Origin of the sequence: Methylorubrum rhodinum (genome assembly GCF_014199935.1) — a bacterium.
Classification (GTDB): Bacteria; Pseudomonadota; Alphaproteobacteria; order Rhizobiales; family Beijerinckiaceae; genus Methylobacterium; species Methylobacterium rhodinum.
The window spans coordinates 83,827-98,130 of record NZ_JACHOP010000014.1; the positions used below are offsets into that span (position 1 = coordinate 83,827).

The 14,304-nt window shown below is 70.0% G+C and carries 17 protein-coding genes; 11 read left to right on the forward strand and 6 right to left on the reverse strand.

Features of this window, described 5'->3' with window-relative positions; translation table 11 throughout:
* The first annotated feature begins 7 nt into the window (after positions 1–7).
* From HNR00_RS25820 to HNR00_RS15900, 6 genes are all read left to right on the forward strand, one after another.
* The gene (locus tag HNR00_RS25820; protein WP_183571019.1) at positions 8–1,771 is read left to right on the forward strand and encodes a methyl-accepting chemotaxis protein; all 1,764 of its coding nucleotides are present in this window, start codon (positions 8–10) and stop codon (positions 1,769–1,771) included.
* A 123-nt stretch (positions 1,772–1,894) separates the two neighbouring features.
* Positions 1,895–3,469 (forward strand): sensor domain-containing diguanylate cyclase, encoded by a 1,575-nt coding sequence (locus tag HNR00_RS15880; protein WP_183571021.1) that lies wholly within the window; start codon positions 1,895–1,897, stop codon positions 3,467–3,469.
* Positions 3,470–3,681: 212 nt separating this feature from the next.
* Entirely contained in the window at positions 3,682–5,199 is a 1,518-nt protein-coding gene (locus tag HNR00_RS15885; RefSeq protein ID WP_183571023.1) for a tyrosine-type recombinase/integrase, read from the forward strand.
* 176 nt (positions 5,200–5,375) lie between these two features.
* The gene (locus HNR00_RS15890; protein WP_183571025.1) at positions 5,376–5,957 is read left to right on the forward strand and encodes a metallophosphoesterase; all 582 of its coding nucleotides are present in this window, start codon (positions 5,376–5,378) and stop codon (positions 5,955–5,957) included.
* A gap of 91 nt (positions 5,958–6,048) precedes the next feature.
* Positions 6,049–6,633 carry a hypothetical protein gene (locus HNR00_RS15895; protein ID WP_183571027.1) on the forward strand — a complete coding sequence of 195 codons (585 nt, stop codon included), beginning with the start codon at positions 6,049–6,051 and terminating at the stop codon, positions 6,631–6,633.
* A 53-nt stretch (positions 6,634–6,686) separates the two neighbouring features.
* Positions 6,687–7,232, forward strand: coding sequence for a hypothetical protein (locus HNR00_RS15900; RefSeq protein WP_183571029.1), 546 nt, complete (start codon positions 6,687–6,689; stop codon positions 7,230–7,232).
* Here the strand turns inward: HNR00_RS15900 and HNR00_RS15905 are convergent.
* The 4 genes from HNR00_RS15905 to HNR00_RS15920 are packed head-to-tail and all read right to left on the reverse strand — an operon-like array spanning position 7,229 to position 8,445.
* Positions 7,229–7,522 carry a hypothetical protein gene (locus tag HNR00_RS15905; RefSeq protein WP_183571031.1) on the reverse strand — a complete coding sequence of 98 codons (294 nt, stop codon included), beginning with the start codon at positions 7,520–7,522 and terminating at the stop codon, positions 7,229–7,231. The genes HNR00_RS15900 and HNR00_RS15905 overlap by 4 nt on opposite strands.
* Positions 7,519–7,668, reverse strand: a complete 150-nt coding sequence (locus tag HNR00_RS15910) for a hypothetical protein (protein ID WP_183571033.1) — start codon at positions 7,666–7,668, stop codon at positions 7,519–7,521. The genes HNR00_RS15905 and HNR00_RS15910 overlap by 4 nt, the downstream gene beginning before the upstream one ends.
* A 35-nt stretch (positions 7,669–7,703) precedes the next feature.
* Positions 7,704–8,036: a hypothetical protein gene (locus HNR00_RS15915; protein WP_183571035.1), complete on the reverse strand. Its 333-nt coding sequence runs from the start codon at positions 8,034–8,036 to the stop codon at positions 7,704–7,706.
* 52 nt (positions 8,037–8,088) lie between these two features.
* Positions 8,089–8,445 (reverse strand): hypothetical protein, encoded by a 357-nt coding sequence (locus HNR00_RS15920; protein ID WP_183571037.1) that lies wholly within the window; start codon positions 8,443–8,445, stop codon positions 8,089–8,091.
* Positions 8,446–8,639: 194 nt separating this feature from the next.
* Between HNR00_RS15920 and HNR00_RS15925 the strand changes: the two genes are divergently transcribed.
* The 3 genes from HNR00_RS15925 to HNR00_RS15935 all read left to right on the forward strand — a co-directional run bounded on the left by HNR00_RS15925 (position 8,640) and on the right by HNR00_RS15935 (position 10,856).
* Positions 8,640–9,377, forward strand: coding sequence for a hypothetical protein (locus HNR00_RS15925; protein ID WP_183571039.1), 738 nt, complete (start codon positions 8,640–8,642; stop codon positions 9,375–9,377).
* 11 nt (positions 9,378–9,388) lie between these two features.
* Positions 9,389–9,871 carry a hypothetical protein gene (locus HNR00_RS15930; RefSeq protein ID WP_183571041.1) on the forward strand — a complete coding sequence of 161 codons (483 nt, stop codon included), beginning with the start codon at positions 9,389–9,391 and terminating at the stop codon, positions 9,869–9,871.
* An 823-nt stretch (positions 9,872–10,694) separates the two neighbouring features.
* Positions 10,695–10,856 carry a hypothetical protein gene (locus HNR00_RS15935; protein ID WP_183571043.1) on the forward strand — a complete coding sequence of 54 codons (162 nt, stop codon included), beginning with the start codon at positions 10,695–10,697 and terminating at the stop codon, positions 10,854–10,856.
* A gap of 64 nt (positions 10,857–10,920) precedes the next feature.
* On the opposite strand, the gene HNR00_RS15940 is transcribed toward HNR00_RS15935, so the two are convergent.
* A complete protein-coding gene (locus HNR00_RS15940; protein WP_183571045.1) occupies positions 10,921–11,253 on the reverse strand; it encodes a hypothetical protein in 333 nt (110 codons plus the stop codon).
* 203 nt (positions 11,254–11,456) lie between these two features.
* Positions 11,457–11,822: a hypothetical protein gene (locus HNR00_RS15945; protein ID WP_183571047.1), complete on the reverse strand. Its 366-nt coding sequence runs from the start codon at positions 11,820–11,822 to the stop codon at positions 11,457–11,459.
* Between the two features lie 442 nt (positions 11,823–12,264).
* On the opposite strand from HNR00_RS15945, the gene HNR00_RS15950 reads away from it, so the two are divergent.
* On the forward strand, positions 12,265–13,251 hold the full coding sequence (locus HNR00_RS15950; protein ID WP_183571049.1) for a nucleoid-associated protein: 987 nt from the start codon (positions 12,265–12,267) through the stop codon (positions 13,249–13,251).
* On the forward strand, positions 13,248–14,303 hold the full coding sequence (locus tag HNR00_RS15955) for a hypothetical protein (protein WP_183571051.1): 1,056 nt from the start codon (positions 13,248–13,250) through the stop codon (positions 14,301–14,303). Before HNR00_RS15950 ends, HNR00_RS15955 begins: the two co-directional genes overlap by 4 nt.
* Position 14,304 lies beyond the last annotated feature (1 nt).

Below are 14,304 nucleotides of genomic sequence, written 5' to 3' on the forward strand. Positions count from 1 at the left end.
GAGTGACGTGCTGACTGCGATCCGAGATTTTCTAGGATATGCGCAAGATCACAAAGCAGAAAAATCAGATTTATTCGATGCGATGTCCCAGGCTCAGCTTGTGCCCGACGGTCCGTCGCCGATGGCGACGTTGACGAGGCAACCGGGCGAAATCATCGACCAGATCGAGGCCGACCTGCACCTCCTCGTTCAATCCGTGCAGAAGACATCCGCCGGAGTCGGCCGCGCCGTCGTCGAGGCGAACGCTTCGCTCGCCGATATCGGGGAGCGGACCCACGGCCTCGTGGGGGAGACCCGCGCTGTCGACGAGACCGCGCGGCTGCTGGCCGGTTCGGCCCAGGAACTGACCGCAGCCGCCGACAGCATCGGCGCGCAGATCCATTCCGCCGCTGGCCTGCTGCAGAGCGTGACCGCCGTGATCGGGGGCGTCCAGGACCGGATCGGCCAGTTCCGCGCCGCCTCGGACGAGATCGGCAGCGTGATCGAGCTGATCGCGGGCATCACACGCCAGACCAACCTGCTCGCCCTCAACGCCATGATCGAGGCGGCGCGCGCGGGCGAGCATGGGCGCGGCTTCGCGGTGGTCGCGCAGGAGGTCAAGGATCTCGCCAAGCAGACGGCGCGGGCGACCGACCGGATTCAACAGACGATCGGACGGCTGCAGGACGAGGCGCAGGTCTCGGCCGATGCCGTGGAGGAGGCAGCCCGCCTCGTGGAGCAGGTCGGGCCCCGTTTCGTCGAGGTCGTGTCCGCGGTCGAAGAGCAGACTGCCTCGACTGCCGAGTTGCGGCGCTCGGCCGAGTCGGTGGCGCGGTTCGTCGCGCGCGTGGTCGGCAGCACGGAGGCGATCGAGCGGGAGGCCCAGGCCGCTGCGGCGGTGAACCGAGCGGCCGACGCCTCCTCGCAGACGATCGACCGCTTGATGGGGCGGTTCCTCGTCGTTCTGCGCAACAACGAGCTGGGGAATCGCCGCGCCCACCGCAGGCTTCCCGTCGTGCTGGAGGCGCGGATCCGACAGGAAACCGGAAGCGTGGCCGCGCGCACTGTGGACGTGAGTCCGACGGGTCTCCTGCTCACCCCGCAGAAGGAGATCACCGCCGAGCCGGGCAGGAGCCTGACCATCGACATTCACGAACTCGGGCAGGTCGAGGCGCGGGTGGTGGCCCGGAGCCGACTCGGCCTGCATCTGCGGACCGAGAACGCGTCGGACGCCTACGGAGCGCGGGTCGAAGCGCTCTCGGAAGCGCTCGATCGGCAGAACCGCCTGCGTGGCGAGCGCGCCTTGGCCGCCGCGGCCGAGATCGCCGCAGCGTTCGAAGGCGCGATCCGGGACGGCGACCTGACCGAAGAGGCCCTGTTCGACGTGGCCTATCAGCCGGTGCCCGGTACCGATCCGCAGCAGCACCTGACCGCCGCCGTGCCCGCACTCGAGCGCCTCCTCCCCCCAATCCAGGAGCGGCTGCTCAGGCTGGACGAGCGCCTCGTGTTCTGCGTCGCGGTCGATCACAACGGCTACCTGCCCGTGCACAATCGGAAGTATTCGCAGCCGCAGCGCCCGGGAGACCGGACATGGAACGATGCCAACAGCCGGAGCCGCCGGATCTTCGACGACCGGGCCGGCTTGATGGCCGCGCGCAACGTCGAGCCGTTCCTGGTGCAGTCCTACGCCCGCGAACTGGGCGGACGCACGGTGATGATGCAGGAAGTCGATTCACCGATCCGCATCGCCGGTCGCCACTGGGGCGGCCTGCGCATGGCCTACCGCGTCTGACCCGCCGACGCGCGTAGCGAGGAATGCGAGGACATCCCTCATCCTCGTGCCGACGCCCATGCTCCCAAGCACGATCTGGTCATGCCCCTGACGACAACGCGAGCAAAGCGAAGGCTGCGCCCCATGACTCTTGCCTGGAACGCAAGACTGGCGGAGAGCATCGTCGGCCTTCTCTCATGCGGGCTGGCCGCCGGCACGATTTATCTGACGAGTGACGGGCGCGACATCGCGGCAGTGTGGCCCGCCAATGCCGTGCTCCTCGCCGCCCTGCTCGATCGCGATCCGGGAAGGGGGACGGGCGTTTTCGTCGCCGGGTTCCTCGCGAACCTGGCCGCGAACATGATCACGCGGGGGCCGACTGTCGGCCTTCCGCTCTTCGGCCTCTGCAACCTCGTTGAAATCGGCGTCGCGGCGCGCCTGATGCGGCCTGCTCTCGTGGATGACGGGTTCCTGAGCGCACCCGCCGTCGTCGGGCGGTTCATCGTCGTCTGCGGCCTCATCGCCCCGGCGCTGAGCGGCATTGGTGGTGCAGCCACCGCTTGGCTCCTGTACGGACAGGGGTTCCGGGAGTCGTTCGTCTCCTGGCTGCTCAGCGACGGCCTCGGCCTCCTCATCCTCACGCCCTTCTTCTCGGCCTTGCTGAAGGGTGAATATCTGCGGTGCCTGTCCGACAAGGATTGGCGGCAACGCGCCGAGGCGGCGGGGCTGCAGATGATGACGGCGGCGATCGCCTACGGGGTGTTCTTCGTCGCCGAGAGGCCGGTGCTGTTCGTCCTGTTCGGGCCCGTCATGCTGGTGACGTTCCGGCTCGGGCGTCTCGGGACGACGCTGTCCGTGCTCATCATCGCCGTGATCGGCACCGTCGCGACGCTGCGCGGGCATGGACCGATCGCCGTCATCGAACAGGACCCGCGCGGACAAGCCTTCCTGTTTCAGATCTTCCTGGCCGGCGTCCTCCTGACCTGTCTGCCGGTGGCGGCGGCCCTGTCGGCGCGAGGCGCACACTTCACCTCGCTGTCGCGGAGCACTGAGGTCTTGAAGCTTCAAAAGGCCGAATTGGCCCGCCTCGCGGCCACCGATAGCCTGACCGGCGTTCTGAACCGCGCGGCATTCGCCGACACGGCCGCCGCCGCGATGCAGGACCCGTCCGGCGCGCCGCTGAGCCTAATCGCCCTCGATCTCGACCTGTTCAAGCAGGTCAACGACTCGCATGGCCATCGCACCGGGGATCGGGCCCTGGTCCACTTGGTCTCGGTCCTTCAAGCCGGCTTGCGGGAGCACGACGTGATTGGACGTGTCGGCGGCGACGAGTTCCTCATCCTGCTCCCCAGGACCGAACTCGACCAGGCCGAGGGTATCGCGATGCGCCTGCGGGAGGCCTTGCGCGGCGCCCCGTTGGCCCTCGACGACCGCACGCTGCTGCCCCTCGCCATGTCCTGCGGCGCCGCTCGGCACGAACCGCCGATGACCTTCGAAGAGTTCGTCCATGCGGCGGACATGAAACTCTACGCCGCCAAGCATGTCATCCGCGCCGCATACCCTCTGCGTGCGACCGCCAGCCCGATCGAAGCGGACCGATATGAAGGATTGGAGCAAACGAGCGTTCTGCGCTCAGCTGCGACACAAACGCGACCAAGTCGCGCCGCCGCTCGTCAATTGGCTGACGTATCGGGTCCAAGACACCGAAATAATTGGTAGCGAGGGAGGGATTTGAACCCCCGACACAAGGATTATGATTCCACGTGTCGGCCGATTTCGGCCCGTTTCGGCGCGTTCCGGAAGCTGTCGATATCCCGGGATTTAGCATGTCCAATCAGGGTCTTGGCAAGGTTCCCCCTCTAGGGATGGGCGCGAGCCCGGGCGGAACGCCGCCCGAAATGGTCCGCCCGAGATCCGCCCGAGAACGCTGCATGCCCGTGAAGCTCACCGAAACCCTGGTCAAGCAAGCCCTCGCCGACGTCGCGGCGAAGGCCAAGGCTTACGACCTGATCGACACCGGCTGCCCCGGACTGCTGCTCCGCGTCGGCCCGAGGGGCGCGCGCTTCGCGTTCAAGTTCGAGAGTGGCCACAAGACCCACCGCCTCACCCTCGGCTCGCCCGAGACGATCCGCCTGGCCGAGGCCCGCGCGATCGCGACCGAGGCTCGCCGGCGCCTCGTCGACCGCATCGGCATCCCCGACGACCGCTTCCTCGAAGCCCAGCTCCGGAAGCTGCGGAAGCTGGAGCCGAAGGCGGAGCCGCCGCCGCGCGACCCCGCCATCGTCCAGGCGTTCGAGGACGACATGCTGCGCCACGGGGAATGGACGTGGGAGGACGCCCGCGCCGCCTACCTGGCGGAGGTCGCGCGCGTCCGGCGCCCCGACACGCACACGGACTACCGGAAGATGCTGAGCCTGCCGGAGCTCGCCGTCTTCGAGGGCCGCCGGGTTCGGCGCATCACGATCGAGGATCTCGCCACGATCGTGCACGCGGTCCATGCCTCCGGCCGGGAGCGGCACGCCGAGCACCTCGCGAGCGTGCTCCGGCCCATGTGGTCCTACCTCGCGCGGCACGAGCACAAGAAGAAGAGCGGCGTCGATGCCGGCATGCCCCAGCTCAAGGCGCCCGAGCGCACGTCGGGGGATAAGCCCCGCGCCAACGGCAAGGTGCCGGGCGGGTATTTCGCCTCGGCCCAGGAGATCGGCTACACGGTCGCGGTCGCCCGCTCCGGCGTGCTGGAGCCGTCCCTCGGCGTCGCCATGGAGCTGATGGTCCTGACGGGGCAACGGCGCCGGCCGGTCGCATCGGCCGAGGTGGCCGACTTCGTCGAGTTCGTCGAGCAGCCCGGGTGGGGCGTCTGGGCGATGCGCCCGATCCACCGGAAGACGGCGGCCAAGCGCGGGGACAAGACGCTGCACTGCGTCCCGCTGCCCCCGGCGCTGTGGCAGCGCCTGCAGGTGCAGGTCGGGCGTGCCGGCAAGAGCAAGTTCCTGTTCCCGCAGGTCCGCCCGCGCAAGTCCGGCGGCACGGCCGACGGGCACCTCTCCGCCTCGGCTCTGAATCATCGTCTTCTCGACATGGGCGTCCGAGCCTCGCCGCACGACCTTCGTCGCGGGCTCTCCTCGCTGTGCCAGACCGAGCTGCGGATCCTGCCGGCAACGGTCGAGATGATCCTCGATCACAGCGAAGGCGTACCGACGGATAACGTCTTGGAACGCCACTACACCAACGACAAGCGCCTGGATCTCAAGGTGCCGGTGATGGAGGCCTGGATCAGCTACGCCGACCGCCAATTCGAGGCGGCCGCGGCGACCCTGCCGTCGGTCGAGGAGCTCGGCGCCGAGCTTGCTCGCCGGCGCCGGGAGCGCGAGCTCGCCGGCAAGGGCAAGCGGACGAAGCCCGAGGCGGAGGAGGAGGACAAACCCGAGGAGCTTGCCGCCGCCGCGTAGGCCAGGGACAACCCCTCAACCAGCCGGGCGCCCCCTTGCCCGGCTGCCCCCGATGCCCGAGTCTGCCCCGATGACGAAGACGCCCCTCCGCATAGGCAAACGTCCGGCCTGAAGGCCGCCACCGCCGCTGGGATCCCCGGCCGGCCCGCGTTTCCCCATGCGTTCGGAGGGCTCCCATGCCCGTCACCTGGTTCACGTCGGACTCGCATTTCGGCCATCGTGGGATTCTCTCGCCCAGGATGGACCGGCCCCGTCCTTTCGCGTCGATTGAGGAGCACGACGAGGTCCTCATCTCGCGCTGGAACGACAGGGTCTGCAAGCATGACCACGTCTACCACCTCGGAGATTTCGCCTACGGGTGCAGTCATGCCTACGCGCGGCAAGTATTCGATCGCCTAAACGGCATCAAGTTCCTGATTCGTGGCAATCATGAGGAGCGGGGCGACAGGCTTGCGTGGGCGGGCGCGCCGGTGAATGTACTGCATGTCCACGTTCAGGATCCTGGGATGAAGCGCGCCCAGGGAATTTGGCTGTCCCATTACTCTCATCGGACGTGGCCGAACGTGTGGCGGGGCGACATCCACCTCTATGGGCATTCGCACGGGTCCCTGTCGGCGACCGCCCGATCCTGCGACGTCGGCGTCGACGTCTGGGCCTACCGCCCGGTCCGGCTCGCCGAGATCATGGAGGTCCTCGACGAGCATTCGGCCCGAGAGGCCGGGGACGCCGCGGCGGCCGCGCTCGCGGAGGCGGCGTAGACGGGGCATCAACCCGGCCGAGGTAGGGGGCTCTCCCAGGAGGAGAGCGATGCGGCTGTACAAGCGACGTCCGGCGGAGACGTTATGGGTCATGGATTCCGTCGGCGAGACCGGGCGCAACTGGCGAGTGCGACGCGGCCCTAGGCGCGTCGAGTTCGTGGAGCCGAACCGGCTGTCGCTCTTCGAGGACTGGCGGGAGCTCTCCACGAACTCGATCTACCAACAGCACCGCCTCACCGAGGCCACGTCCGAGATCCTGCGGACGGGCACGTACGGCGTCGGCAGAGAAGCGGTGAAGGCGCTGCTCGCGGAGCGGGTCTACGAGGTGGACGGCGAGGAGCGGTACGAGCCCGTCGGGATCGCGATCAAGCTCCCCTCGACGCCGGCGATCCGCCGGCGTGCCGGCCTCCTCGTCTACGCCTACTCGGACCAGCCGGCCCCCGGGCGTCCGGTTCGAGTAGACGGTCTCGGCTTCCTGCCGATCCCCACCCCAGGCGGCCACTACACGACAGACACGCTGCGCGTCCTGAGCCTGACGCCGTTCCACGCGCGGCTCTGCCTCACGGGCCGCATCGAGCAGAGCTGCTCCTGGGGTTCGTACGATCGCCTGACAGGCGGCGACGACCGGCCGCCGGCGGTCGAGGAGCTCGACGCCCTGGGCACGCTGGCGCCCTGACCCGGCGGGATGGCGTGAATGGGCCGGTAAGGGGGGACGGCTAGGACCGCGGCATGCCCGGTACGTATCGGCTCGCCAAGAGCTCCCTCGCCCTCCTAGACGACCACGGCCAGTACGCTCACTGGGATCTCCCGGAGCGCCGGCTCTGGATCAAGACGCTGCCGTATAGCCGGGAGCTCCTCCGGGAGCACCCGCTCTTCGAGCGCTCGGCCGTCGCGCCCCGTTTCGGAGCATACATGCTGGGCTGGGAGCGCTCCGTGCTCAAGGCGATCCGGCACGAGGAGGACGGCGAGGTCCAAGCTCTGATTTGGCGCGCCGAGGGCCGCCGGTTCGCGCCGGGCGAGCGGGATAGCGCGACGACGACCGCGGCTGCGGCCTACGGTCAATACGGGCCGCTGTATAGGCGGGGGCGGGATTGGGTCGGCCTCTCGCGCCGTTGGGTCTGGACGGCCGGGGGCGGGCGGAGCGACGGGCTCATCGTCGGCTACTACGTGCAGCAGATGGCCGGGCTCGCCGAGGATGGCACTCCGATCCCGGTCAGGCCCCCGGGGCCTATCCCGGAGGACGACGAGGACGCCCTGGGCGGGCTCGCCCCCTAACGTCGCAGCCACTCCTCGTTCCGCCGGCGCGCCGCCGAGATCGCGGCCGAGTGCTCTGCCTTCTGCGCGGCGAGGTCCTCCTCGAAGGCCTGCCGCAACCGTGCGCGCAGCTCGCGGCCCTCCGCCGCGAGGGGATGCTCGGGCTGCCTCGGCTGCGACACGATCACGAGGCGGCTCGCGTACGCTGCGAAGAGTGTGAGCCGGCGGGACCGTTCGGCCGGCGGGTTGGCCAGGGCCTCGCGGGCATCGAGGACATCGGCGTCGATGGAGGCGTGATCGGGACGGCTCACAGGCGGGCTCCGGGCAGGGTGACAGGCACGTAGACGATGCCGTTCGGGAAGTGGCGAACGCAGTAGACGCGGGGCGGCTGCCCGGCGACGAGGCGGTCTCGGACGAGATCGCCGTCCCGTTCGGCGGTCTGGAGGCGGAGGGGCAAGCGCTCGATCGCGGCGCGGAGGGATCCTCTCCGGTTCATGCGCGCAGCCACTCATACGGGGGCTCCTGGCGGTGGTGCCGGACGCCCCAGACCTGCCCAAGATCAGCCTTCGAGCGGGGCGCCCGGCACCACGCGCGCAGGGTGGCGTCGAGCTCGGGCGAGATCCCGAGCCACGTGCAGTACCGCCCGATCGTGATGCCGACGCCGGCGGCCAGGCGGACGATCGTCGAGCGTGAGCAGCCGGTGAGCTCGTCGAGGCCGTCCTCGCGGCCGGCGACCCGCACGTTGCAGACGCCCTCGGGGGCGCCCTCGTCGTGGCCGTGGCGGAGGCGGGTCAAGGGGGTCAGGGGGAAAGCGTTCTTGATCACGATGCAGCACCACCGATGAAGAAGGGGAAGGGATAGGGGCGAGGCGCGCCAGTCAGCTCGGCGGCTCCGCTGCGGCCCGAGCGCGCTTCGCTGCAGACAGGCGCGCGATGCGCTGCCTGAGGGCGTGGAGATCCGCGTCGAGGACGGACGCCCCGCTGAGATCGAGCTCCCAAACTGGGCTGTACGGCTCACCCATCACGACGAGGTGCCTCTCAATCCCGACAAGATTGCACATCCGCTCGGAGGGCAGCTTCCGGTCGCGGAGAACTTGCCCGAGGTCGCCCTCGTGCAGGCCAGTCGCCCAGGCGTAAGCGCGCTGGGAGCCTGCCAGCGCGACGCCCTCACGCATGCGGGCGATCACGTCGTCGTAAGTAACGAGGCGCACCCAGCGATCGCCTTCGGCTTCCATCGGAGGTCCTCCTCGAACTAATCCAAGCTCAATCCCCATTGGAGCACTTGCGCAAATGCGCGTAAAGGCGAAAAATACACGTAGACGGTGCAAAATTACCCATGATGAAGTGAAACGCTGTTCATTATCATGGGGAAAGATTGGAGTAGTCGATGCTTGGACGGATTGAATGCTCGGATCTTGCCGATGTGGCCTTGCCGCCGGCGTTCCTTGACCTCGCGTGGACGCAGGCCCCGGACGGGCGCTGGATCGCCCCGCGCACGCGGCTCGCCGAGACAGCCTGGGATCGGTGCCGCAGCGGCGTGCGCGAGGCCGGCTTCGACGTTCGGGACGGCTTGGTGGCGTGGGATCTCGCCCGGGCCCCGGCCGAGCCGAAGCTCTCGTTCCGGCTCGCCGCCTGGGAGCGGGTCACCCGGGCTGAGCTCGCCGCGATTGAGGCGCGCGAGGCGGCCCGCCAGCCCGTCGACGCGGAGGCCCTCGCGGCGGTGCAGGCCGATTTGGAGGATGCGCTCGCGAGGTACGCGTGGGCCTTTCGGGACAAGGCGCCCCTCGCGGAAGGCTTCGCGGGGGCCGCGCGGCTGACGCCGGGGCAGCACCGATTCGCGCGCGCCCTCCTGCACGAGGCCCGGGACGTCGTCGCCGCGGTCGACCGGCGGCTGGCAGAGCCGGCCGGTCAGGAAGACCTCGCGGCGGTGCAGGAGGCCGACATCCGGGAGGACCTCCTCGCCGCCTGCCGGCACCTCTCCGGCCTCGACGCCGACAGGTGCCGCGATCGGAACGGCGCAGGTTGGAGCGCTGTGACGAGTGCCGCCGGGCACCGGCTCGCGGCGGCCAGCGCGCTCGACGTCCTGCAGGCGGCCCACGCCCGGCGGCTCGTCTATCCGCACCGCGCGCAGCTGCCGTCGGCGCTGCAGGACCGGCTCGGGTTCTGAGGGAGGCCCTGATGCTCTCGGGAATCCGTGCCGCCCTGCGCCGCCTCGTCGGCGGGAGGCCGGCCCCGGCGCCGACGGCCCGGGCGCCCTGGCCGCTGCCCGAAGTCGTCCGCGCGCCGAGGCAGTCCTGGCCGGTGGCAGAGCTCGTCCAACAGCACGCGAGGACGCTGCTGTTTCGTCACGAGCGCCTTCCGGATCCGCTGCCCCTACCCACGCCGCTCGCCGCGTGGCTCAGCCGTCTCGACGCGACGCAGCTCGGGCTCGTCATCGGCTGCGAAGCGGGGCGCCTGCACCGGCACATCGCGAACGGGCTGGAGGGCAGCACCGCGGCGGGGCCGTTCCGCCTACCGCCGGTGCTGCCCGGGCCCGTCGCGCCCCCGCCGGCGTCGGGCGGGGGCGGCAAGGGGGGCGGCCCGACCCGCGGCACCGACCTGGCGGAGGCGCTGGCCGAGCTCGGCCTGACCGCCTCCTACACCTACCGACCGCCCCGATAAAAAAGTGACGCGTCACGCTTTGTGACTTTCATCCCGCGAGCCGAGGGTGTGTTCGCGGCACTCGCCTTCCCCTTCCTCGCCGCCTGGGAGACCTCCCCGTGTTCGCTCGCCTCCTCGCTTTCCTGGCCGCGCTCTTCACCCCCATCGGGCATGCCGCGACGGCCGCCGTCTCGGGCGTCCGCTCGGCCGGCAACGCCGCCTCCTCGGCGGTGTCCGAAGCCCTCTCCATGCTGTGGGATGACCTGATGCCCGCCCGCAAGGCCGCCAGAGTCGCCGGCAAGGGCGCTGCCGCCGTGGGTCGCGGGGCCGCCCTGGCCGGAGCCGGCACCGCGATCGTGGCCGGCACCGCCGTCGAAGCCGTCGGCGGCACGGTCGGACGGACCCTCGGCGCGATGCTCCCGACCCCGCCGGTCACGGCGAAGAGCCTCGCCGACGCCGCGGTCGCCAACGATGACGCCCGCGGGCGGGCGCCCGCCGTCCCAGCCCTCACCCCAGCCCGGGCCTCGACCAGGCCCCTCTCGCCCGGGCTGCGCTGGCTCGCCCCGGAGCGCCACGGTGAGCTCGTCCAGGAGTATGCCCACCACTGGCTCAAGCGGGACCGCGAGGCGATCTACCGCCTCCCGCCTATCGACACGACGGTGATCCAGTGGATGGGGACCCTGACGGAATCGGAGCTCCGCCTGCTCAAGCACCTGCCCGCCGAGCGGCTCGAAGCGCACATCCTGGCGCGGGACCCCGTGACCGGAACGCGGCTCTGCCTCCGGTCCCCGGCTACGTCTCCGAGCTGCGGCCCGTCCTCAGCTTGGAGGAGCGCCTGCATCAGATGGGGTTTAGCCAAGAGGAGGCGCGCGCCCTCCTGGAGAAGGAGGCCGCCCAGGCGGCGGCTCACGATGCGGAGGAGCGCCGTTGGAAGGCCCGCCAGGAGCGCGAGGTCGACGCGGCCCCCGGCCCGGTCCCGCCGCTGCGGCCCGCCTTCGTGCGCTGAGGCACCCCGCAACGCAAAGGCCCGCCCCGAGGCGGGCCTTCTTCATTTCACGGGGTCGGATCGCTCAGGCGGCGTAGCCCCGCCGGGCGGCGGCGAGTTCGGCCCGCAGAGCCATGATCTCCTGCGCCATGGCGTGGTTCTCGGCGACGAAGTTCGCCGCGGCGCGCCGGGCATGCGCGGCGGCCTGCTCAGCCACGGCGGCTCGCTGCATCGCGATCGCCTCGGCCTCGCGCGCTTCCTCCAGCCGGATCGCAAGCTCGGCGACCGAGTTCGCCGCGGCCCGGCGCTGGCGGCAGATCTCCCCGGTGAACCCCTCGACGGCCATGTGCCCTAGCGTGAGGCCCTGACCGACCCGGCTGCCGGCATCGAGGGCAAGGTAGGCTGCGTGGTGCGACATGGGGCGGCTCCGGCGGCTGTGTGCCCTGAAGATGGGCCTGGCCGGATTCTGCCGTCAACCGGGCTGGCTGCCTGTTCGACAGGTATCCCTGGCCGGAGGTAAACGCCGTGACAGGTCGCCCCCGAATACAGCCACCTCTCGGGAGTGCTTTTTGGGACGAAGAGCTGTCCCCCCGTTACTCTTATAGACTGTAACGGCTAGCCTCAGGAATGAATCGAGTTTCTTGAACTCCAAGCCGGGGTGAGCAGGCGCTCCTTCAGGGCCCCGACGACCTGCCGCGGGTCGTAGACGACCGGCTCTCGACCGGCCTTTTCCGCCCTGACGCTACGAAGAAGGAGGTGTTCCTGCACGGTCCGGAGGAGCGCCGCCGGGTTGAGCGGCCGGGTCAGGGAGTGGTCGTCCCGGGAGAGGAACGAGCGCAGCGCGTCGGCGATCGCCTTGTCGAGGATGGCCGGCTCGGGGCGCCCGGCGTCGCGCCGGCGACAGCGCTCCTCAGCCTTCCTCGAACGGGCGAGTGCGCGCTCGTGCGCAGCGCGCTCCTCGGGGGGCAGTGTGAGCCGCTTGGCCATGGTATCCCTCCTTCGTCTTCCCGGAGGATGGACCCGGAGGCCGCAAGGAACCAGGACATGTCACTCTGGAGGCCGCTGAAATCGTGACGTAGGTTCCGAACCTGGACGTTTGTTTATTTTCACGGGCGCACGTCGGTCCGACGGCGGGCGCACGGCGGCCCGTCAGATCAGGCCGGCTCTAGGACGATCCGGGCCCGGAGGCCCAGCAAGGCCGTGCCGGCAGGCTGACGGTACAGGTCCCAGCCGGAGAGGTCGCCGCTGCGCAAGGCCGTCCTGACCTTGTGCGACATTAATGGATTGTGGTCGGAGGTGGCCGGTCACGGACGGATCGGGATTGCTGGCCACCTCCTAACGATCGCTCTGGCAACCCCAAGCAGCCATGCTAGATAGAACAAATGCGGAACCTCTATCCTGGGATGGGGGGCCGGGGGAAGGGTCGGGGATGCCGCTGCTGACGGATGCCAAGAAGGCCGATCTGCGCGTCGAGAACTTCATCTTCCACGTCGTGCACCATGGCGAGGCGGAGCCTGTGCTCTTCGACAGCACGCCCATCGGCGAGTTCGAGCCCTTCTTCATCGGGCGCGTGGTTGAGACGCTGCGCGGCAACCGCTTCGTCTTCGAGGAAAGGTCCTCCACCCTGGGGGAGCTCAGGAGCGCCGAGGGCGGCCCCGCCGCCTTCGTGGAGGCCTCGAAGGCGCTGGCCCGGCAGTTCCACAAGGACGACGGGCGCTTCCGACGCGGCATCCTGATGGTGACGACGCTGGCGACGGGCCCCCGCAAACTCTACTCGCTCATCAAGTACGACCACGAGCGGGTCATCGCGTTCGACGTCGTCGATGCCGGCGCGGCCCTGCGCGCGGTCGTGACCGGCCTGACCGAATCGGCGAAGGCGCTCCAGAAATCCGCGCTCATCGAGTTGGACGCCGACGGCGGCAGCCTCGTCGTGCTGGACCGCAGCAAGCCGACCGGCATCACGGACTTCTTCCGCGACTTTCTCGGGGTGCGGCGGCTGCACGGGGAGGCCGAACTCACCCAGGCCGTGACCCGTACCCTCGTCAGGACGGTGCGCGCCCACGCCGAGGAGTTGCCGGCCGAGATCACTGCGCAGGTCAAGCAGCGGTTGGTGCGCATCGCGGAGGGAAGGCCGGACTTCGACGCCGACCGGTTCTTCGGGGACTACTTCGGAGTCCACGGAACCGACGCCGTCCGCGCGACCTTCGACCGGCACCTCGCCGGCCAGGGCTTCGACGGCGAGGGCTTCACCTTCGAGGCGACGGCGCTGCCGAACGACGGGCCGCGCAAATATCGCACGAAGGAGGGCGTCAACATCGTGGTCCCGGAGGCGGCCCGTGACACGCTAAGCATCGAGACCCAACCGGACGGCTCGACGCTCGTGACGATCCGGACCGGCCACGTGACCGAACGATGAGCGCCGCCGGGGACATCCTCGCCGGCCTGCTCCGCGACCTGTCGGCCCGGGAGGGAGCGGCAATCTCGGAGACGGTGGGGATCTGCCGCGTCGACGAGACGATCTGCGCCGATGCCGAAGCGCTCGCCCGCCTAGGCGAGGTCGGTCGGCTCGTCGCCGCAGAGGGCCTGGGTACCCTGAAAGTCTACGGGACCTTCTCGGGGGAGATTGATCCCGCGACCCATCCCTACGAAGACCTGGAGACGGAACCGCTCCGCGTCGTGCTCACGAAGGCGAGCGAGCCGGGCTGGTGCTACTTCCTGACGGAAGCCGGCTTCGCGGCGTCCCTTCGGGATGACTTCGTCGCCGAGCCTCTCGCCATCTGGGTCGCGACAACCTTCGCACCCTTCGCGTCGATGACGCTGACGGTGGCCCCCTGGGGCGGCGCACGGACGCCGCCCGAGGCCGGAACGCCGCCGGAGCGGCCGCGCAAGTTGGTGCGTGACCTCACCCACGGGCGTACCCCGCCGCTGATCGGGCCCTGGCTGCTGACGACGCCGCCCGCGACGGGCTCGGCGGTCTTCGACGCGTGGTCGGCGGTCGCGGTCGAGAAGCTCGCCTTCTCCCTGACGTACGAGGTCCGATCCGTCGACGGGGAGGAGCGCGTCGTGCTGAAGGGGCCCCGCGCCACCCCGGTGGCGGTCGTCCCCTCGTCGAGCGACTGGCCCACCCAGATCCGGGAGCCCCTGACCGAGGCCGCGACCTGGGTCTACGCCGCCCCGCGCGAGGCTGAGGCGCGGTTCCTGTTCCTGAACAACCACCTCTCCCTCGACTGGCGCGACGGCCTGCACTGGCCCGACGGCCTCCTCCACCTGCTACCGGGCAGCCTCGCGAGCGCGAGGGAGTCCTACGCCTTCCACCTGCAGGACCAGAGCAAGGACGCGCTGAAAACGCTCGGCGATCTCAGGAAGAGCCTGCAGGACGAGGTGGCGCGCGCGCAGGCCGCGACCCGCGACCTGCTCTCCGCGCTGTGGCGGGACCTTGCTGTCGCCGGCGTCGTGCTCGCGCTCTAAT

Bases quoted from the DNA above. Each gene is read 5' to 3' on its own strand.
- HNR00_RS15880 (WP_183571021.1), top strand. From the start codon at position 1,895: ATGACTCTTGCCTGGAACGCAAGACTGGCGGAGAGCATCGTCGGCCTT.
- HNR00_RS15885 (WP_183571023.1), top strand. From the start codon at position 3,682: ATGCCCGTGAAGCTCACCGAAACCCTGGTCAAGCAAGCCCTCGCCGAC.
- HNR00_RS15890 (WP_183571025.1), top strand. From the start codon at position 5,376: ATGCCCGTCACCTGGTTCACGTCGGACTCGCATTTCGGCCATCGTGGG.
- HNR00_RS15895 (WP_183571027.1), top strand. From the start codon at position 6,049: ATGGATTCCGTCGGCGAGACCGGGCGCAACTGGCGAGTGCGACGCGGC.
- HNR00_RS15900 (WP_183571029.1), top strand. From the start codon at position 6,687: ATGCCCGGTACGTATCGGCTCGCCAAGAGCTCCCTCGCCCTCCTAGAC.
- HNR00_RS15920 (WP_183571037.1), bottom strand. From the start codon at position 8,445: ATGGAAGCCGAAGGCGATCGCTGGGTGCGCCTCGTTACTTACGACGAC.
- HNR00_RS15930 (WP_183571041.1), top strand. From the start codon at position 9,389: ATGCTCTCGGGAATCCGTGCCGCCCTGCGCCGCCTCGTCGGCGGGAGG.
- HNR00_RS15935 (WP_183571043.1), top strand. From the start codon at position 10,695: ATGGGGTTTAGCCAAGAGGAGGCGCGCGCCCTCCTGGAGAAGGAGGCC.
- HNR00_RS15940 (WP_183571045.1), bottom strand. From the start codon at position 11,253: ATGTCGCACCACGCAGCCTACCTTGCCCTCGATGCCGGCAGCCGGGTC.
- HNR00_RS15945 (WP_183571047.1), bottom strand. From the start codon at position 11,822: ATGGCCAAGCGGCTCACACTGCCCCCCGAGGAGCGCGCTGCGCACGAG.
- HNR00_RS15950 (WP_183571049.1), top strand. From the start codon at position 12,265: ATGCCGCTGCTGACGGATGCCAAGAAGGCCGATCTGCGCGTCGAGAAC.
- HNR00_RS15955 (WP_183571051.1), top strand. From the start codon at position 13,248: ATGAGCGCCGCCGGGGACATCCTCGCCGGCCTGCTCCGCGACCTGTCG.